The organism is Embleya sp. NPDC050154 (assembly GCF_044460165.1).
Classification (GTDB): domain Bacteria; phylum Actinomycetota; class Actinomycetes; order Streptomycetales; family Streptomycetaceae; genus Embleya.
This window is the reverse complement of the sequence record NZ_JBITJP010000006.1, coordinates 225982-245483: the sequence shown is the minus strand read 5'-3', so window position 1 is coordinate 245483 and position 19502 is coordinate 225982. Positions and strand designations below refer to the sequence as shown.

Annotated in this window: 16 protein-coding genes; 8 read left to right on the top strand and 8 right to left on the bottom strand. The window is 72.3% G+C overall.

Annotated elements, in window-relative coordinates; genetic code table 11:
• Positions 1-5 precede the first annotated feature (5 nt).
• From ACIBSV_RS15800 to ACIBSV_RS15790, 3 genes are read left to right on the top strand one after another with little or no spacing between them, the layout of a single operon-like run.
• Complete coding sequence (locus ACIBSV_RS15800; protein WP_395863191.1) at positions 6-1142, top strand: hypothetical protein; 1137 nt, start codon at positions 6-8, stop codon at positions 1140-1142.
• Positions 1139-2680: a hypothetical protein gene (locus ACIBSV_RS15795; protein WP_395863189.1), complete on the top strand. Its 1542-nt coding sequence runs from the start codon at positions 1139-1141 to the stop codon at positions 2678-2680. Before ACIBSV_RS15800 ends, ACIBSV_RS15795 begins: the two co-directional genes overlap by 4 nt.
• Positions 2677-4020 (top strand): AAA family ATPase, encoded by a 1344-nt coding sequence (locus ACIBSV_RS15790; protein WP_395863187.1) that lies wholly within the window; start codon positions 2677-2679, stop codon positions 4018-4020. Before ACIBSV_RS15795 ends, ACIBSV_RS15790 begins: the two co-directional genes overlap by 4 nt.
• A gap of 146 nt (positions 4021-4166) precedes the next feature.
• On the opposite strand, the gene ACIBSV_RS15785 is transcribed toward ACIBSV_RS15790, so the two are convergent.
• Positions 4167-4502, bottom strand: coding sequence for a hypothetical protein (locus ACIBSV_RS15785; protein WP_395863185.1), 336 nt, complete (start codon positions 4500-4502; stop codon positions 4167-4169).
• Positions 4503-4903: 401 nt separating this feature from the next.
• Positions 4904-5353: a hypothetical protein gene (locus tag ACIBSV_RS15780; protein WP_395863183.1), complete on the bottom strand. Its 450-nt coding sequence runs from the start codon at positions 5351-5353 to the stop codon at positions 4904-4906.
• A 345-nt stretch (positions 5354-5698) separates the two neighbouring features.
• Here ACIBSV_RS15780 and ACIBSV_RS15775 point away from each other — a divergent pair, with 345 nt between their 5' ends.
• Positions 5699-6745, top strand: coding sequence for a transcriptional regulator (locus ACIBSV_RS15775; RefSeq protein WP_395863181.1), 1047 nt, complete (start codon positions 5699-5701; stop codon positions 6743-6745).
• Between the two features lie 372 nt (positions 6746-7117).
• Here ACIBSV_RS15775 and ACIBSV_RS15770 read toward each other — a convergent pair whose 3' ends face one another.
• Positions 7118-7783, bottom strand: coding sequence for an HAD family hydrolase (locus tag ACIBSV_RS15770; protein WP_395863179.1), 666 nt, complete (start codon positions 7781-7783; stop codon positions 7118-7120).
• Between the two features lie 278 nt (positions 7784-8061).
• Complete coding sequence (locus tag ACIBSV_RS15765) at positions 8062-8874, bottom strand: phosphatase PAP2 family protein (RefSeq protein WP_395863177.1); 813 nt, start codon at positions 8872-8874, stop codon at positions 8062-8064.
• Positions 8875-9115: 241 nt separating this feature from the next.
• Between ACIBSV_RS15765 and ACIBSV_RS15760 the strand changes: the two genes are divergently transcribed.
• Together ACIBSV_RS15760 and ACIBSV_RS15755 are read left to right on the top strand one after the other, a co-directional pair.
• The gene (locus ACIBSV_RS15760; RefSeq protein ID WP_395863176.1) at positions 9116-10252 is read left to right on the top strand and encodes a phosphotransferase family protein; all 1137 of its coding nucleotides are present in this window, start codon (positions 9116-9118) and stop codon (positions 10250-10252) included.
• Positions 10253-10495: 243 nt separating this feature from the next.
• On the top strand, positions 10496-12763 hold the full coding sequence (locus ACIBSV_RS15755; protein WP_395863174.1) for a RelA/SpoT family protein: 2268 nt from the start codon (positions 10496-10498) through the stop codon (positions 12761-12763).
• 21 nt (positions 12764-12784) lie between these two features.
• Here the strand turns inward: ACIBSV_RS15755 and ACIBSV_RS15750 are convergent, their stop codons facing one another.
• Together ACIBSV_RS15750 and ACIBSV_RS15745 are read right to left on the bottom strand one after the other, a co-directional pair.
• Positions 12785-13258, bottom strand: a complete 474-nt coding sequence (locus tag ACIBSV_RS15750; RefSeq protein WP_395863172.1) for a MarR family winged helix-turn-helix transcriptional regulator — start codon at positions 13256-13258, stop codon at positions 12785-12787.
• Positions 13259-13463: 205 nt separating this feature from the next.
• On the bottom strand, positions 13464-14321 hold the full coding sequence (locus ACIBSV_RS15745; RefSeq protein WP_395863170.1) for an enoyl-CoA hydratase-related protein: 858 nt from the start codon (positions 14319-14321) through the stop codon (positions 13464-13466).
• A gap of 172 nt (positions 14322-14493) precedes the next feature.
• On the opposite strand from ACIBSV_RS15745, the gene ACIBSV_RS15740 reads away from it, so the two are divergent.
• Positions 14494-16215 carry a class I adenylate-forming enzyme family protein gene (locus ACIBSV_RS15740; protein ID WP_395863167.1) on the top strand — a complete coding sequence of 574 codons (1722 nt, stop codon included), beginning with the start codon at positions 14494-14496 and terminating at the stop codon, positions 16213-16215.
• Between the two features lie 15 nt (positions 16216-16230).
• Here the strand turns inward: ACIBSV_RS15740 and ACIBSV_RS15735 are convergent, their stop codons facing one another.
• On the bottom strand, positions 16231-17934 hold the full coding sequence (locus ACIBSV_RS15735; RefSeq protein WP_395863165.1) for a protein kinase: 1704 nt from the start codon (positions 17932-17934) through the stop codon (positions 16231-16233).
• 164 nt (positions 17935-18098) lie between these two features.
• Here ACIBSV_RS15735 and ACIBSV_RS15730 point away from each other — a divergent pair, with 164 nt between their 5' ends.
• Positions 18099-19262, top strand: coding sequence for a nucleoside 2-deoxyribosyltransferase domain-containing protein (locus ACIBSV_RS15730; RefSeq protein WP_395863163.1), 1164 nt, complete (start codon positions 18099-18101; stop codon positions 19260-19262).
• Here the strand turns inward: ACIBSV_RS15730 and ACIBSV_RS15725 are convergent.
• Positions 19253-19459, bottom strand: coding sequence for a hypothetical protein (locus tag ACIBSV_RS15725; RefSeq protein ID WP_395863161.1), 207 nt, complete (start codon positions 19457-19459; stop codon positions 19253-19255). The two genes, ACIBSV_RS15730 and ACIBSV_RS15725, sit on opposite strands and share 10 nt — an antisense overlap.
• Positions 19460-19502 lie beyond the last annotated feature (43 nt).

Genomic DNA, 19502 nt, shown 5'->3' with positions numbered 1-19502 from the left:
GAGACATGCGCACGACGGGTACCACCGGCGCTATCGCCGGCAGGCTGGAGCAGTTGCGCGGCACACTGCCCACCCGCAATCACAACGCCCGCACGGTCGCCGCCCTCGCGGCCAACCCGGGGTGCGCCCGCCGGGGCGTGCTCGACGCGGCGGGCATCGAGAAGACCGTGCTCGCCGATCGACTCGGCTTCCCGCCACGCTACGGCCGATCGCCGTTCGCGATCGGGCGCGGCAACGTGTTCGAGGCCCGGGTCAAGGCGGACGGCGGAGCGGAGTTGCGCCGACTGCTCGCCGAGACGCTGGGCGCCGACCCGGACGGCGGCGCGCTGGTCGACGTCGACCACGAGAACACCGGCCGGCCGAGCCGCGAGGAACGGGTGGCCCGCACCCGCGAAGCGCTGCTCGGGGCCGCCCGCGGCGAACCCGACGCGTGCGCGATCCTGGACCACCCGCTGCTGCCGTTGGACGTGGCCGGCCGCCGCGCCTACCTGGAACCGGACGCGATGGCGTGCCGGGTGGCCGGGCGGCTGTACGTGGTGGAGATCAAGTCCTTCGCGATCATCGACGGGTCCGCCGACCCGGGCAAGCTCGCCTCGGCCACCCGGCAGTCCGCGGTGTACGTGCACGCGCTGCGCCGACTGGCCGCGGACCTGGGCCTGGACCCGGCGATCGTGGCCACCGACATCGTGCTGGTGTGCGCGCAGGACTTCTCCAATCGCCCGGTCGCCGTCGTGCTCGACGTACGGCGCGAACTGGCCACCACCCGGCGCCGGTTGGAACGCCTGTCCGGGGTGGAGGACCTGCTCGGCGAACTGCCGGACACGCTGACCTTCGACGTCGAGGGCGATCGGGCCGAAGCGGCCGTCGCACAGGTGCCCGCCGCGTACGTCCCGGACTGTCTCTCCGCGTGCGAACTCGCGCTGTTCTGTCGGCACGAGGCCCGCGGCTGCGCACCCGGCGGCGGCAGCGTGGGCACGCTCGGCACGGCGGTGCGCGGTGCGCTGGGCGGGATCGAGGACATCGCCGACGCGCTCGCGCTCGCCGACGGCACACGTGCCGCCGAGCCCGGCGAGGAGGACGTGGCCAGACTGCTCCGCCGGGCCGAGGCGCTGCGCTCCGAGGTGCTCGGCGGCGTCGGGTGAGCGCGATCGCCGCGCTCGGCCGACTGCGTGCCGCCGCGACCGGGGTGGCCCAACCGGCCGCGACCGTCCGACACCGGCATCTGTCCGCTCGTCCGGTGGTGCTGGTGCCCTACGTGCTCGCGGGCGAGGCGTTCGCGCCGTTGGCCGTGCTGGTGGGGACCGAGCGCGAGCGGCCGCACCTGCTCGCCGTACCGCAACCGCGAGACCGTGACCGGCGGTTCGCGCACGCGGCCGAGCTGGGTCGACTGCTGCTGCCGTATCTGGGCGCCTTCGCCGCCGAGACGGAGACGATCGAGCGACGCGGCGACGACCCGTACGAACGCAGCGTGGACGCGCCCCAGGTGCTGGTGCCCACATCGGGCGGTGTCGAGTATCTGCGGCTGCTCGGCCGTTCCACCCGATTCCGGCGCACCGAGGGCGAGTTCGCGGTGGCCGCGGAGGTCCCGCTGCTCGGCCGGTGGAGCACGTGGCTCGCCGATCGGGCCGGGGTGCCCGGATCGAGCGTGCTGCTGGCGATGACCGACCTGCTCACCCAGATGTGGGCGACCGGCCAGAGTGCGCTGGAGGACGGCGAACTGGGCGCGCTACTGGCTTGGATCGACCCGCCGGCCGGGCAGCGCGGGGACCGGGCGGCCCGGGAGGTCGAGGGTGGGCCGACCGCGGGGCCCGCGACCGATCCGGCCTTCGACGAGCGACTGGTGCCGCTGATCGCCGCGTTCGACGAGGCGGTGGCCGCGGAACGAGGTGAGGAGGCGGCCGACACCGGTGTGCGCGCCGACCTCGGGCCGCGTGGTCGGGACGCCGAGAACGCGATCCGGGACGCGCTGGCCGCCGAGTTGATGCCGACCTGGGATCGCATGTGGCGCGGCGTGGAGTTGCTCGGCGCGCTGCCCGTGGGGGCCTCGGTGGCCGGGCGGTGGGAGGCCGACCGGGCCTCGTACAGCTTCTTCGCCGCGGATCTGGCCGACCCCGAGTCGCGCCCGCAGCCGCGGGTGCCCGGGGCGATCTCCGCCGCCGCGCAACTGGCCACCCGGGAACGGGCGCAGGCCCGACTGGACGCCGAACAGGTGCGCGACGACCCGTTGTTGATGGCCGCCGTCCGGCTCGCGGGTGAGGCGTTCCGCGGCGAACTGATCGCGGTGGACGCCGAGCGCATGGTCGCCGAGCCGGGGAAGAAGACCGCGCGCCCACGCCCGCTGTTGAGCTTTGCCACCGACGACGAACCGCTGTTCGGACCGGGGACCGACCTCGCGTGTGTCGAGCGCCCGGACGCGAAGGCGCGCGTCCTGGAAACCGAGCCCGGGCGGGTCGTGCTGGAACTGCGCGGCGGGATGGGCGGCGGCAAGGCGCCCAAGCCGGGCAGTGTGCCCGAGCCGGGCGAAGTCCTGTGCTGGACCTCGCTGATCGCCGAGTTCCGACGCGGTCCGGACTGGCCCGCCGTCGAGGACACCCCCTGGACGCACGGCGGTCCGCCGCCGGAACCCGAACCCGAGGCCGCCCCGGAGGCGGACGACGACGCGTTGGAGGAGTGGTCGTGACGGTCGTGCGGGCCCGGCATCCCGAGGGCGACCCGGCCGCGCTCGCCGCCGCCGCGACCGACGCCGTGCTCGCCGACCTCGGCTCCGGGGCGCATCGCGGCGTCGTGGTCGACTCGCCGCCCGGCGCGGGCAAGTCGACGCTGGTGGTGCGCGCGGCGGGAGAGTTGGCCGAGGGCGGCGAGCGGCTGATGATCGTCGCGCAGACCAACAACCAGGTCGACGACCTGCTGGTGCGGCTGGTCGCGGAGCACCCCGGGCTGACGGTGGGTCGGCTGTCCGCCACCGGGTACCGGCTGCCGCCCGCGCTGGTGGGCACGTCGGTGGTGAACGCGGAGAAGGCCGAGGCGCTGGACGCGTGCGCCGTGGTGGTGGCCACCGCCGCCAAGTGGGCGCTGGTCCAGGACCGGCGCTGGCCCTGGGCGATCGTCGACGAGGCGTACCAGATGCGCTCGGACGCCCTGCTGCTGGTGGCCCGGCTGTTCGACCGCGCGCTGTTCGTGGGCGACCCCGGCCAACTCGACCCGTTCGCCACCGTGGACACCTCGCGTTGGCACAGCCTGACCTACGACCCCTCGCAGAGCGCGGTGGTGGTGCTCCGCCGGCACAACCCGGACCTGCCGGTGCATCGGCTTCCGGTGTCCTGGCGGCTGCCCGCGAGCGCGGCGCCGCTGGTGTCCGAGGCGTTCTATCCGTTCACCCCGTTTCGTTCGGGGACCGGTCCGGGCGAGCGGCTCCTGCGCTTCGAGGCGGCGCGTGAGGACGACGCGTACGACGCGGTGGTGGACGTGGCGGCGACCTCCGGTTGGGGCCTGTTGGAGTTGCCCGCGCGGTTCACCGCGGCGGCCGACGAGGAGGCGGTGCACGCGGTCGCGACGCTCGCCGCGCGGCTGCTCGCGCGGGGCGGAACCGCGATCGGCGAGCGCACGCCGGACGGGGTCGCGCTGGACGCGTCACGCATCGCGATCGGGGTCAGCCACCGCGAGCAACGGGCCCGGGTCGAGTCGGCGCTGCGCACGCTCGGCGCGGCGGAGATCGTGGTGGACACCGCGAACCGGCTCCAGGGTCGCGAGTTCGACGTGACCGTGGTGCTGCACCCGCTCTCCGGTCGGCGCGACGCGACCGAGTTCCACCTGGAGACCGGGCGGCTGTGCGTGCTGGCCTCACGGCATCGGCACGCGTGCCTGGTGGTGGCCAGGGCCGGCATCCCCGAACTGCTCGACGCGCACCCCACCGCCGACCCGGTCCACCTCGGCGTCCCGGTCAACTTCCCGGACGGCTGGGAGGCGAACCAGGCGGTGCTGGCCGAACTCGCGGGGCACCGGGTCGCGCTGTCGAGGTGAGGTCGGGGCGCCGAGTGGGCCGGCGCGGTCGGGTGGGATTGCGTGGTCGGTCGTCGGGGCGAGCCCGTGTGGGGGAGTCCGTGTGGGCGGGGTGGGACGTGCGAACGCCGGCCGGGCCATGCCCGGCCGGCGTTCGTGGTCGGGCGCTACTCGCCGCGCTCCAGCAGCAGCTTCCGGCCGTGCTCGATCATCTTCGCCGTGTACTCCTCGCCCCACCCCGCCCGCGCCGCGACCTGAGCCGTCGTCAGGTGGTCGAACCGATTCGGATCCGCCATCCGGGCCGCGGCCATCGCCTGGTAGTCCACCGCCCGGTCGGCCGCCGCGCGAAACGCCTCGGCCAGATCCGTGGAGCGGGTCAGCACCTCCTGGGGATCGGTCAGATCGTCCAGGTCGAAGAAGCGTTCGTCGGGCGGCTCGGGAACCGAGGGCTCGAACAACAGCGGCGCGGGCCGCATACGGGGCTTGCGCGACTCGGACGGCATGCGCGGATTCCTTCCGACAGTGCAGACGTGCTGACGACGAATACGGACGGGGGGAGCGACGGGATCGGTCGACCCTGGAGGGTCCGCAAGATCCCGTGCCCTTGCCATTGTCGCCAACCGGACGCCATCCGAAAGACCCTTGCCCGAAAGAGGCGCGAGACCTCGGACCCCGCTTCGATAAACCCCGATTCGGCGGCGCGAACCGGGTGCCGCGGGCGTGTTTCGACGCCCGGTAAACCTCTCGGAGCAGGTCGGATCGGAGCAGGTGGGGACAAGCGGATGCGCCCCCACGCGCTGTGGCGTGGGGGCGCATCGCGTCCTACCGGTACCGGTCGGGTCGAGCAGGTATTGGGGGAGCCGCTCGTGATGTCAGGTCCCCGACCGGTACGTCCTGGGCGACCTCAGATCGCCTGCTGGTGGCGCTCGGCGAGCGCGCGGGCGGCCTCGGCGATCGCCGCGCGCACGTGTCGCAGCGTCGTCAGGCGGTTGTCGGGCGTCGGCGGCACGAGCCACACGAGCGGCCCGTCGTTCTGCTCCGGCGGCGGCGGGAAGGTGATCCAGGCACCCCGGCCGTGGTGGCGCGGGCCGAGCCGACGATCGCGCGGCCGCACCGGCATCACGGTGGTCGGCGGTACGAGGAATCCGATCCGGCGGTAACGGCGATCGAAGATGACCGGCCCGACCGGCACGCGGTGTGCGTGCAGCGTGGCCAGGGCCTCACGGCCGAGCCGGTCCTCCACCTCGATCACGTCGAACGTCTCGCCTGCCGCTACCAGGCGAGGGGCGTACGGGTTCCGAAGCGCGTCCTGCGGCAGCGCTGCCAGCGTCGTTCGGTTCACGTCGGCGTCCATCGGTGAGGCGGTCCTCTCGTTTCGTCGTGGAAACGGAATCGTCCTCGGGGGCCGGGAGGTCCTCGAAGCGTCCTCTTCGTCCTGCACGAGCCCGAAGCGTCCGACTTCGGGGACGTCCGCTTCTGCCCTAGATGCAACCAGGCCGGCACACCGTGTGACGAGGCCCGCGGTGGGACTCCTGTAGGACGCGCTGAGGACTCTTGCCGCCCTAACGGGCTAGAGGCATGACGCCGCAGGTGGGACGGGGTCACGATCGAGATCCAGTACGGAGCGTACGGGCCCGGTGGTTCGCGTGACCGGGTCCACGCAGGCATGTCCGTCACCACCACGCGTATGGAGGACGCGATGCAACGACGTACCTTTCTGGCCGGCGCCGCCGTCGCCGGCCTCACGGCGAAGAATTCCGCCGCATACGCATCCTCGGGGTCGGCGGCTCATCTGCCCGATCCCGCCGCCTACATCGCCACCACCGCCCGGCTGCGGTCCCGCTACTGGATCGAGGAACCGGGACGACTGCTACCGGTGGTGGCCGAACACGCCCGCAATGGTGCCCGGCTGTTGGCCGAGGGGCCGGATGGGGCGCACCAGTCCGCGATCGCGGAGACGGCGCTGCTCGCGTCCCGGATCGCCTTCTTCGACCTGAGCCTGCGCGGGCCGCACGTGCGGCGCTGGCAGGAACTGGCGCTGGACGCGGCGGACCGGGGCCGGGACGGCTCGTTGGCCGCCGCCGTGCTCGGGCACATGGCGTTCGCGCCCGCCTGGACCGGAAGGGGAGGGGAGGCCCGGGACACCCTGGCCGCCGCGCGGGAGCGGACCACGAGTGGCGACGCCGGGCCCACCCTGCGGGCGTGGCTGGACGCGATCTCGGCCGAGGCGGAGGTCCGGCTCGGTACGCCGGACGCGGCCTTCCCGCTGCTGGATCGTGCCGCCGACACGTACGCGCCGCCGGAGACGCCCGGTTCGTGGACGGCTACCGGGCCGCCGGCGTGGCTGGACTGGTTCTCGGCGGCGCGTCTGGAGGGCTTCCGGGGCGCGGCGGAGGTGGCGGCCGGGCGCTCGGCCGAGGCCCGGGCGAGTCTGGAGCGCACGCTCGCGGGGCTGCCGGCGCACAGCCACAAGCAGCGGGCGATGACGCTCGCGGAGCTGGCCGCGACCGCGGTCGGTGCGCGTGAGCCGCAAGATGCGTGTCGGCTGTTGGAGGAGGCGCTCGATCTGGTCGGTGTGCAGGGGTATGCGACGGCGGTGGATCGGGTGCGGACGGTGCGGGCTTCGCTGGCGCCTTGGGCGGGGGAGTCGTTCGTACGGGACGTCGACGATCGGTTGCGCTCGGGGGGTGGGGGGCGGGCCGGCGGCGGCGGTGGTGGTGGGCAGGTCGGGGAGGGGGCGGCCTGATGCACTCGGCCTCCGGCTGGGCTGGGTTACCCGGCCTTTGGCCGAGGTGGCCTCAAGCGCCGGCCGGGCTATTTGGCCTCAAGCGCCGGCTGGGCTGGGTTGCCTGGCCTTTGGCCGAGGTGGCCTCAAGCGCCGGCCGGGCTGCTTGGCCTCAAGCGCCGGCCGGGCTATTTGGCCTCAAGCGCCGGCTGGGCTGGGTTGCCTGGCCTTTGGCCGAGGTGGCCTCAAACGCCGACCGGGCTATTTGGCCTCAAGCGCCGGCCGGGCTGGGTTGCCTGGCCTTCGGCCGAGGTGGCCTCGAGCGCCGACCGGGCTGACGGTTTGCTCGGTCGGTGTTTTTGGCTGCGGTGCCGGCCGGGCTGGGGGTGCGGGTTACGGTTCTGTGATGCCGTTGATGCGGGCGACGGCGGCGGGGAGTTCGCCGAGGGATTCCAGGCGTAGGTCGGTGACCTCGATCAGTTCGGGGTCGTCGGCTACCAGGTAGCCCCAGGGGCCGCGGCGGACGTGGGCGGTGCGCAGGCCGGCGAGGTGGGCGGGGCGGACGTCGTTGTCGAGGCGGTCGCCGACGTACAGGATCTCCTCGGCCGGGCAGGGGCACTCGGCCACGAGGCGCTCGAAGAAGGCCGACTCGGGCTTGCTGATGCCCCAGTCGTCGGAGGTGGCGAGCAGGTCCACGCCGAGATCCAGGCCGCGCAGGATGACGCCCGCGTTCACGGTCTGGTTGCCGACCACGCCGAGCCACACGTGCTGGTCGCGCAGCGCCTTCAGGCACGGGCGGGTGTCGTTGTAGAGGTCTTCCTCGCCGAACCATTCGGGAAAGCCCGCGGCGGTGCGCGCGGCGCGCTCGACGGTCAGGTCGAAGCCCGGCCGAAAGCGCTGGAACACCTCGCGATAGTCGAGGCCCTGGGCGATCACCGCCCCGAACGTGGCCGCGAACGTGTGTCGGGGCACCCCGAGCCAGTCGGCCCACGTGCCGTACTCGCGCGATTCGTCGACGAGGGTCTCGCCCACGTCGAACACCACGGCGCTGATCCGCATTACAGCTCCCCGCTCTCGTCGCCTGCCGGCCCCGTCTCCGATTCGCCGTGCCCCTGGGTCCGTCGGGCGGGGTCTGGCCGGTCAGGCCGAGCCCGATCGGGTTCGTCCACCGATGTGGTGGCTTGTCCGATCGGCGTGTACCCGATGACGGAATCCTTCCCGTTGCCGGGCACGGGACCTCCCAGAAGGTACCGCTTGCCTGCCAGGCAAGCGTCGTTCGAAGGTCGCATCAGGCCGACCTTGATCGAAATCGTTTTATCGGCCGCGAATCGGCGGTACTAAGCGGCATCTCTGTGGTCGATGACGATCGGTTGTCCCGGCGATTCCGATCCCGTTCGGCGCATCGCCACCCCGTCGCGTGCCCGATCCAGTCCGCGCAGCACCCACGGCGACGCGAGCGCGCCCAGCCCCATCACCGCGAGTCCCGCGAGCACGTCCGCGAGGTAGTGGTTCGCGGTGCCGAGCACCACCAGGACCACGAAGAGCGGGTAGGCCACACCCAGCCCGCGCAACATCGGACCGCGTCCGTGCCGCCACAACTGCCATCCGCACCACGCGGCCCAGCCCACGTGCAGGGACGGCATCGCCGCGTACTCGTTGGTCATGTGCTCCATGCCGCGCGGCGCGCTGGCGCCGGCGCCCCACCAGCCCCAGGACGCGAAGTGCGCCATGGTGTCCGTGAAGCCGTCGATCATCCGCGGCGGCGCGGTCGGGAAGAGCATGAAGCCCGCCAGCGAGACCACCGTGGCGATCGCCAACGTGGTGCGGGCGCCTCGGTAGCGCTCGGGACGTCTGCGCCACAACCAGAACAGCACCACCGGGGTCACCACGTAGTGCAGCGTCGCGTACGCGTAGTCGCAGACCACGCCGATGAACACGTGGTCGGTGACGACCCGGTTGAGCACGCGTTCGGGATCCAGGTGGGTCAGCGACTCCACGTGCAGTATTCGCTCGGCGTTGCGCAGCGCGGCGTCCACGTCGCCGCGGACCACGAGTCGGCTCAGCGAGTACGCCTCGTACAACACCGCGATCAGCAGCAACTCGGTCCACCAGCGCGGGCGCCGGCGGACCGTGGCGGAGGTTGGGGGCATCCGTCCAGTCTGCAACACCCGGGACCCGAACCCGGCACCGCGTCCGGGCGTTCCGGCCGGTGATCCCCCGGGCGTCCGGGCCGCGGCGGGCCGCGCGGCCATTGATGACACGTGTCACACATGATAGAACGTGTTTCACTTTTCCGGCGGGCAACCGCCGCCGGCAGGGCGGGGACCGGGCGTCGGCAGGGACGTCCGGCAGCGCCCGTCGCACATCGCGACGTGGATACCGGAGGTTGTCGTGGCCGACCCCGACGAGGTCACCCGTCCGCAGACGAGCACACGGGACCTGGCGACGGTGCACGACCAACTGCTCGCGTGGCTGGCCGGTCGGCTGCCCGAGGGCGCCGACCCGGAGATATCCGAGCTCAAGGCGCCCTCCGGCAATGGGATGTCCAGCGAGACCCTGCTGTTCGACGCGACCTGGACGGTGGACGGCGAGCGCCGCACCGAGCGCTGCGTGGTGCGGATGCGCCCGTCGATGGACGCCAAGCCGGTCTTCCCGACCTACGACCTGGACAAGCAGTACGCGGTGATGACCCTGGTCGGCGAGCGCTGTTCGATCCCGGTGCCCGCGTTGTTGTGGAACGAGCCGGACGAGGGCGCGCTGGGCGCCCCGTTCTTCGTGATGCGCCGGGCCGAGGGCGCCGCGCCGCCGGACGTGATGCCGTACACGATCGACGGCTGGATGCTCGCGGCCACGCCCGAGCAGCGTCGCCGGCTCCAGGAGGAGTCGGTCGCCGTCGTCGCCGCGATCCACGGCATCGACACGACGCCCGAGGAGATCGCCTTCCTCCAGTACGAGGGCACCGGCGAGAACGCGCTGCGCCGGCACCTGGACGACCTGCGCGCGTTCTACGAGTGGGGCATCGAGGGGCAGCGCGTGCCGCTCCTGGACCGGGCCTTCGCGTGGCTGGAGGACAACTTCCCGACCGAGGTCGGCCCGGACGTGATCAGCTGGGGCGACGCGCGGATCGGCAACATCCTCTACGTGGACTTCGAACCGACTGCGGTACTGGACTGGGAGATGGCCGCCGTCGGCCCGCGCGAGCTGGACATCGCCTGGATGATCTTCATCCACGCGTTCTTCCAGGACATCGCCACCCGCTACGGCATGCCGGGCCTGCCCGACTTCATGCGCACCGAGGACGTGTGCGCGCAGTACGAGAAGCTCACCGGCCACACGCCGCGCGACATGCGGTACTTCGAGATGTACGCGGCCGTGCGGCACGGCGTGGTGATGGCTCGCATCGCGCACCGGCAGTGGCACTTCGGCGAGCGCGAGCAGCCGGCCGACCTGGACGAGACGGTGCTGCACCGGGGACTGATCGAGGCCATGATCGCGGGCACGTATCGGGAGCGCCCGGACGGGAACTGACGCCCTGTCACCACGACTCGCACGCCCGCCGCGCGACGGGTGCGCCCCCCGGTCCCGGTGGGTGCGCGCCCGGACAAGATCCCGAGGGGTTAGGCTGGGCTCTTCACCATCATCCGTAGCGGGCGCCATGACCCGTGCGGGTGATCGTGTGTGACGGGCGACATCACGCGGACACGGTCCGTGTTGTTGTCGGTAGCATGAATCACCGGGGGCGACTCCGGGGGTAGCTGCCGGAGGTGCCGCATGACGATCGGGGGACTCGACCCGCCGGCCGGTGCGGGTGTGCCCAAGGGTGCGCCGCGAGCCGAGGGTGACGTTCCGAGCCGGAGCATGTCCGACCGCGTCGGACGACTCTCCCGCCGGCCTGTCCAACAACCCATCCAACGCCTGGGTCTGGCCGCTGTCACCTTCCTCACCGGAAGCCGCCGACGCACGCCGGACGCGGTCGAACCACTGCTCCAAGTGCATCGCGTGCACCACCCGAAGGCCGATGTGACGGCCATTCAGGAGGCGTACGCGGTCGCGGAGTTGTCCCATCGCGGGCAAATGCGCAAGAGCGGCGAGCCGTACATCACGCATCCGCTCGCGGTGGCCACGATCCTGGCCGAGCTGGGTGCCGACACCACGACGCTGGTCGCCGCGCTGCTGCACGACACGGTCGAGGACACCGACCTGACCCTGGACGAGGTGCGCGCGGCGTTCGGCGACGACGTCACGCACCTGGTCGACGGCGTGACCAAGCTGGAGCGGGTGGACCTGGGCGACCGGGCCGAGGCCGAGACGATGCGCAAGATCATCGTGGCCACCGGTCGGGACCTGCGGGTGACCGTGATCAAGCTGGCCGACCGGCTGCACAACATGCGCACGATCCGATATCGCCGCCGGGCCAGTCAGATCCGCACCGCCGAGGCCACGCAGGAGGTGTTCATCCCGCTCGCCGAGCGGTTGGGCATCCACGTGCTCAAGTCGGAGCTGGAGGACATCGTCTTCGCGACGCTGCGCCCCGAGGAGCACGCCGCCACCGCGCGCACCGTCGGCGCGAGCCAGGCGGCCACCGACGAGGCCGTGTCCAAGCTGTGCGCGACGGTCAAACGCGCGCTGCGGGACGCCGGGATCGAGGCGGAGGTATCGCCGCGCGCGCGGCACCACGTATCGGTGCGCCGAGTACAAAAGCGTCGAGGGCGCGAGGACCTGGGACCGTTCGACCTGTCCCGGCTGATGATCGTCGTCGACGCGGACACCGACTGTTACGGCGCGCTCGGCGTACTGCACACCTGCTGGTCGCCGATCGCGGGCGAGTTCAAGGACTACATCGCCACCCCCAAGTTCAACCTGTACCAGTCCCTGCACACCGCGATCACGCTGCCCGAGGGCGACAAGGTCGAGGTGCTCATCCGCACCCGGCGCATGCATCGACTGGCCGAGTTCGGCGTGGTCGCGCACACCGGCAAACCGGACACCGGGCCGGACGCCCCCGAGCAGCTCGCGTGGCTGCACCGGCTGCTCGCGTGGCAGGGCGGCATCCTGGACGCGCACGTCTTCTGGAGCTCGCTGACCGCCGACCTGTCGGCGGACCGCGAGCTCCTGGTCTTCACCCCCGGCGGCCGCCCGCTGACCCTGCCCGCCGGATCCACGTGCGTGGACGCGGCCTACGCGATGGGTGAGCAGACCGGGCACCGATGTATCGGCGCGCAGATCAACGGCCGCTTGGTGGCCTTGAGTTCGGTGCTCGCGGACGGCGAGACGGTGTCCATCATCACCGCTCCGCCCGGCGCCGCGGCACCGTCGAAGGAATGGCTCTCGTTCGTCCGCAGCCCACTGGCCCGGGTCGCGATCGAAGCCTGGTTGGCGAAGTACCCGCACGGCGTCGAGGGTCGGATGGACCCGCTGCTGGCCCCACCGCTGGGCAATCTGGCCGCCGCCGGCGAAGCCGCGCAGGGCGCACCGACGACGACCGTCCCGGAGCCTGCCGGGCCCCCCGCGGACGCCGCGCAGGCCCCGGCCCGAACCCGGCGCCCACCGGCCGACCCCGGCGAGGCCGTGGTCAGTGTGCCGGGCTCGCCCGGAGCCCCGGTCCGACTGGCCCGCTGCTGCACCCCGGTGCCGCCGGACGAACTGGCCGGCTTCGTGATCCGCGGCGGCACGGTCGCGGTACACCGCTCCGACTGCACGAACGTCCAGCAGATGCGCCGCGCGGGCCGCGACGTGGTGGCCGCGTCGTGGCTGCCGCACCAGGCCGATCAGGGTTATCGGGTCACCGTGCAGATCGAGGCGCTGGACCGCCCCCGGCTGCTCGCCGACGTGACCGCCGCGATCGACGCGGAGGGTGCCGACATCACCTCGGCCTCGATCGCGCCGCCGCAACAGATGCGGGTGCGGCAGACGTACACGATCCGGCTGGCCGACCTCGCGACACTGCCGAAGCTGTTGCGGGCGCTGCGTCGGGTGCAGGGCGTCTACGACGTCTACCGGGCCCGGCCGCGCGTGCATCCGCGGGTGGCGGACAACTAGGCCCGGCGGCTCGCGCGTCCGCTACTGCTGTGCTTGTTGCCGCTGTTGCTCGGCGGCTTCGGTGGAGTCGCCGCGCAGTACGTCGTTGAACCGGGCCAGGTGGTCGGCGAGCGCGCCCAACTCCTCCTTGGGCCATGAGGTGAACCGTTCCGCCATCACCGCGAGGCTGCGTTGCCGGGCGTCGGCCAGGCGCAGTCGGCCGGCGTCGGTGAGGGTGATCAGGTGCGATCGGCGGTTGGTCGGATCGGTGGTGCGGGCGATCAGCCGGGCCTCCTCGAGCGCGGTCAACTGCCGGCTGATGGTGGTCTTGTCCAGGCTCAGTCGGCACGCGAGTTCCTTGCCGGTGGAGGTGCCGCGTTCCTCCAGGTGGGCGAGCAGGTGGTATTCCGCCTGGGTGATTCCCGCCGCTTGCAGCGGGGGAGCCATCAACAGCCGAATCAACCGGGTGGCCGCACCGACCTCGCGGACCACTCGCCGCTCAACGCTGTCCGACATCGCCTTGCTCCTCAACACCTTGCGCCCTGAATGTGCGCCAAGAGTGCCCGAAACGGTTGCAAAACACAACAAGCTGTAATGGGCACCGGAATGGCGTCCGACGCCGCGCGGCGCGCGCCCCTACCCGGCATCTCCACGATGCCCCGGCCCGGCCGAGTCCGCCGCGCGGGGCACCCACGCAAGGTCTCGGACACACGGTCTCGGACTACGGGATCGGCGGCAGATCCGGCAGGTCCGTGCTCACCCGCAGGCGGAAGTCCGGGCGGCGCTTCTCCAGGAAGGCGACCACGCCCTCGCGCACGTCGGCGGAGCCGCCGGTCCAGTGCAGCGCGCGGGACTCGTGCAGGTGGGCGGTCTCCGGGTCGGGCACGCTCTGCATGCCCCACAACAACCGCCGGGTCAGCGCGATGGCCACCGCCGGGGTGTTCTCGGCGATCGTGCGGGCCAGTTCCCGGGCGCGCGGGAGCAGCTCCTCCGGCGGCACCGCCGCACGGACCAGGCTGGCCTCCGCGGCCTCCGCCGCGTCGAAGACCCGGCCGGTGAAACACCATTCCAGAGCCCGGTCCAGCCCCACCACGCGGGGCAGGAACCACGTCGAACAGCCGTCGGGAGTGATCCCGCGCCGGGCGAAGACGAAGCCGAACCGGGCCGCGGAGGACGCGATCCGGAAGTCCATCGGCAGTGTCATGGTCGCGCCCACGCCCACCGCCGCACCGTTGATCGCCGCGATCAGCGGCTTCTTCGAGCGGTACAGGCGCAGCACGAGCCGACCGCCGTCGTCGCGGAACGCCTCCGCGTCGTCCACCGCGTCGTCGAACCGCTTCGCGTGCGCGCCCGGGTCGAACGCGTCGGCGCCCATCTCCAGATCGGCCCCGGCGCAAAAGGCCCGCCCGCGTCCGGTGAACACCACCGCGCGGATGTCGTCGTCCTCGTCCGCGACATCCAACGCGTGCGATATCTCCCGGCCCATCCGGTAGGTGTACGCGTTGAGTCGGTCCGGCCGGTCCAGCGTCACGGTCAGCACGCCGGCCTCGATCGAGGTCGAGATCTCCTCGTAGTCCACGCAAGCCCCCCGCAGGTTCGAACGCGTGCCGGCGATACCCGTCCGGCCACCCTGCCGCGTGATCACCTCGATTGCCAGGGTTCCCGGGATGCGATCTCCGCACTAGCTTTGATGGGCTCCTAACCCCCCGGTACCCCAGTCGCTCGCAGCGTGCAGGAGGTGGACCCACCGGATGCTGGATCGCACACAGGCCCTGGCCGAACTCACGGGACCCGAATCGGCCTACGCGATCGAGGAGGTCGTCCACGACGGCATCCCCTGGCGGGTCCTGAGCAAGGCCCCGCCGACGCTGCGCGCGGTCTTCGAGGATCTGGCGGCGTACGGGAGCCGGGACGCCCTGGTCGCCGGGGACGAGCGGATCGACTACGCCGAGCAGCATCGCCTGGTCGCCCACCTGGCCCGACACCTGGCCGGCGAGTGCGGGGTGCGGCGCGGCGACCGGGTGGCCATCGCGATGCGCAACCACCTGGAATGGCCGCTCGCGTTCTGGGCGACCCAGGTCCTGGGCGCGGTCGCGGTGCCGCTCAACGCGTGGTGGACCGCCGACGAGCTGCGCTACGCCCTCGACGACTCCGGCGCCGCCGTGCTGATCTGCGACGGCGAGCGGGCCGAGCGGATCCGGGGACACCTGGACCAGGGCACGGGGCCCGCGGTCCTGGTGGTCCGCCCGGAGGGGCCGCCGGTCGTCGGCGAGACCGACCTGTCCGCGCTGCTGCGCGGATTCACCGGCGAGTGCGCGCTGCCGGCGAGCGGTCCGGAGCCGTTCGACGACGCGACCATCCTGTACACCTCCGGCACCACCGGACGGCCCAAGGGCGCGGTCGCCACGCACCACAACCACACCACCAACCTGCACACGATGCGGTTGACGAGAGCCATCGGCCTGGCCCGACTGGGCCTGCCCGCCGCCGAATTGGCCAAGGGTCCGGCCGTGTTCGAGGAGATGGCCGCGGGCCTGCCGACGCCGAGCAGCCTGCAGGTCTACCCGTTCTTCCACATCGCCGGACTGGCCGGGCTCTATATCGGCGCGGCCCAGGGCGCGAAGTTGTGCCTGATGCACCGGTGGGACACCGCCACGGCGCTGGAGTTGATCGAGACCGAGCGCATCACCACCGCCAACATGGTGCCCACGCTGCTGCGCAGGCTGGTCGAATCGCCGCTGCGAGCCGGTCGCGACCTGTCCAGCCTGACCACCCTGGGCGCGGGTGGCTCGCCGGTACCGCCGGACCTGGTCGCGCAGGTGGGCACCATGTCCGGCAACGGCATCGTGCCGCTGAACGCCTACGGGATGACCGAGACGACCTGTGTGGTGGTGGCGAACGCCGGTGACGACTACTACGCGCACCCGGACAGCGTCGGCCGGCCGGTGCCGACCGCCGATCTGCGGGTGGCCGATCCGCTGACCGGGGAGGAGTTGCCGACCGGGCACACGGGAGAGATCCGGATCCGGGGCCCGCAGGTGGTCCGGGGCTATTGGAATCGGCCCGCGGAGAGCCGGGAGGCGTTCCCGGACGGGTGGTTCCGCACCGGCGACCTCGGCCACATCGACGCCGAGGGGCTGTTGTACGTGGTCGACCGGCTCAAGGACGTGATCATCCGCGGCGGTGAGAACGTCTACTCGGCCGAGGTCGAGGCGGTGCTGTTCGAGCATCCGGCGATCGCCGACGTCGCGGTGGTCGGGGTGCCGCACCACGATCTGGGCGAGGAGGTGGCCGCCGTGGTGCTGCTGCACGTGGCCGGCGCCGCGACCGCGGCCGAGTTGCGCGGACACGTGGCGCGCCGGCTCGCCGCGTTCAAGGTGCCCACGCTGGTGCGCTTCACCGAGCGGGCGCTGCCGCGCAACGCGGTGGGCAAGGTGCTCAAACGCGAACTGCGCGACATGCTGGCGTTGTGACGGCGGGCGCGACACTCACGCCTGGTCCCGGACGCCGTAGCCGTCGAGGCGGTGCTCCCAGTAGGTGAGTTCGTCCCAGACCTCGATGACCAACTCGTGATTGGGGCCCAGCACCCGAATCACGTCCGGGACGAGTGTGCGCAGGTGGTGTACCGCGCCGACGAAGTTGCCCGCCTCGCCCTCCCTGCGGGCCCGTTCGCGGCGGATCCGCAGGGTGTCCAGGTCGTCGGTGCCCAGTACCTGGACCTGGTCCGGCAGCAGGTTCTTGAGCAGCCGCGCCGCCTCGGCCGGTCGGCCCGCGACGCCGGTCCAGTGCGCGAGCGCGTGCCGGGCGCGCAGCGTGTCCGGGGTCAGCGCGCCGCGCAACCGCCCGCCGTCGGAGATCACCCCGCGCAGCAGGGTGATCGCCGCGAGCGGGTCCCCGTCCTTGCCGAGCCGGGCGGCCAACTGCTCGCGCAGCAGCAGCGTGTCCGGGTGGTCCTTGCCGAACTCCCGGATCCGCCGCCCGACTTCGGCCCGCATCACCTGGAGCGAATCGCTCGCCCGGGCCGGCCGCGGCTCGGGCGCCTCGGCACGGGTCGGTTGCGGCTCGCTCCCTTCGGGGAGCAGCCGCACCGGCTGATCCTGGGTCTGCTGCGCGTCGTCGTCCGCGACCGGTTCCGACGCCGGCATGCCCCACGGTTGCGGCGCGAGGTTGCGCGGTGGCGTGACGGACAACTCCAACAGCAGGTCGCGGACCTCCGCCGCGCTCGCGGGCCGGTTCTCCGGCCGCTTGGCGAGCAGCGCGAGGACGAGGGCGGCGAGGTCGTCGGGCACCTCCAGCCGGGTGTTGCGCACCGACTCGGGCGTGCGTCCCAGGTGGGCCTGCATCATCGAATGCGGATGGTCCAGGCCGAACGGCGGTGCGCCGGTCAGCAGTTCGTGCAGCACGCAGCCCACGCTGTACAGGTCGGCGCGGCCGTCGATGCGTCCGCCGAGGATCTGTTCGGGCGACATGTACGCGGGTGTGCCGATCATGCTGCCGGGCAGTGTGATGCCCGCGCGCGAGGACACCTTCTCCATGTATCGCGCTATCCCGAAGTCGAGCACCTTGACCACGCCGCGCGAGGTCACCATGACGTTCGCGGGCTTGATGTCGCGATGCAGCACGCCGCCCGCGTGCGCGACGTCGAGCCCGTCACACAGTTGGATCGCCCAGCCGACCACGTGTCCCAGCGGCAGCCACGCGCCGTCCGCGACGAGTTGGGCCAGCGACCGGCCCGTGATCAGCTCCATCGCCAGGTACATCACCTTGCCGTCGGTGCGGCGCAGCTCGCCCGGTCCCGGACCGAGCGCGGAGGTGACCTGCGCGTCGTGCACCGTCTCGGCGTCGTGGGTGAACACCCGGGTCTCGGGGTCGGTCCGGCCGCTCGGCCGGGGCCGGTTCGGCTCGGTCGGCTCGGGGCCGGGCGCCTGCGGGCCGGTCCGGTGCTCCACGACCGCCTTCCGGCCCTGGTCGTGCACGACGATGATGTTCGGCGAGGACAACCCGCCGACGATGATCGCCTCGCGGCCGAAGCGGTCCACGCTGTTGTTGGACGCGCCGAACGACTCCTTGAGCACCTTGACCGCGACGAACCGTTGCATCTTCTGGTCCCAGGCCCGCCACACGGTCGCGTTGCCTCCCGAGCCCAGCCTCTTGTCCAGCCGATATCGGCTGCCAAGCCACAACTGAGCCACCGCAAACGCCTCCCCGTACGCGCCTTGTGGATGTGATTCTTTCGTAGCAGCGTGCGTGCGGGGAACGGTATGCGACATCACCACCCGGACTGGGATCGGGTCCGTCCCACGCGCATCGGCCCGACCCTCGATCACCCTCGGGAACGACCACTACGGTCGGGGCCATGACCGAGATCGTTGTCGTGAACTCGCCCGACGAGCCGCCGCGGGAGTGGGACGCGAGCGTCTTCCTGGCCGGCCCCACACCCCGTGCCGCGCACGTCGCCTCCTGGCGGCCCGCCGCGCTGAAGCTGCTCGGCGAGCGGTGGCGCGGCCCGGGCCGCCTGGTGGTGTTCGTGCCCGAGCCCGCGGACGGGCACTCGTGGCCCACGCATCAGGTGCAGCGGGACTGGGAGTTGCGCAACCTCGACCGCAGCGACCGGGTGCTCTTCTGGATCCCGCGCGACCTGCGCGACCTGCCGGGGCTGACCACCAACGACGAGTGGGGTTGGCTCAAGGACTCCGGCCGCGCGGTGCTGGGCACGCCGCCGGACGCGCCGCACGTGCGCTATCAGCGGGCCTACGCGCTCGGCCACGACGTGCCGGTACGGGACACGCTGGCCGAGACGATCGACACCGTGCTGGAGGCGGTGGGCGCGGGCGAGCCGCGCGCGGACGGCGAGCGGGACATCCCGTTGAACGTGTGGCTGACCCGGGCCTTCGCGGACTGGTACGCGGCCCAGCGGGCGGCGGGCAACACGCTGCTCGGCGGCCGGATCGCGTGGGTGTGGCGGCGGCGCGCGGCGACCTGGCTGTGGGCGGCGCACGTACGCGTTGCGATCGCCGCGGAGGGCGGCCGGGTCAAGGACGACGAGGTGGTGCTCGGCCGGCCGGACGTGACCGCGGTGGTGCTCTATCGGCGGGCGGAGCCGGTACCGGCGAGCACCGTGGTGCTCGTGCGCGAGTTCCGGTCGGCGGCGCGGACCGGGGACGGCTTCGTGCGCGAGTTCCCGGGCGGCAGCGGGCGCACGGCGGTGGACGGGTGTGCCGAGGTCGCCGAGGAGACCGGTCTGGCGCTCGCGCCGGAGCGACTGCGGGCACACGGCTCGCGCCAGCTCGCCGGGACCCTGGCGGCGCATCACGCACACGTGTACTCGGCCGAACTCACCGAAGCGGAATTGGCCCTGCTACGCAGCGTCCCCGGCCCACATGGTGTGGCCGGGGACGGGGAACGCACTCACGTCGAGATCACGACGTACGGCGAACTGCTGCGTGACGGGTGCGTCGACTGGTCGACGCTGGGGATGCTGGCGGCGGTGTTGGCAGGCGCCGCCGAGGATCAGCGGTAGTTGCCCAGACCCGTGCAGGGGGCGTGCCGCTCGACCAGGCAGACGGTGTCGTCGATGGTCATCAGCCGACCGCCGACGATCTCCGGGCTGCGGAACACCGGCGTTTGCAGCGTGACCAGCGAGCGCGGGCTGAGCGCCGCGACGTACGGCTCGCCACAGCGGGTGCACATGGCCGGGGCGGTGAGGGTCTTGAGCATGTCGGCTCCTCCGTGACTGGTGACGTTAACCTTCCGTTCACCT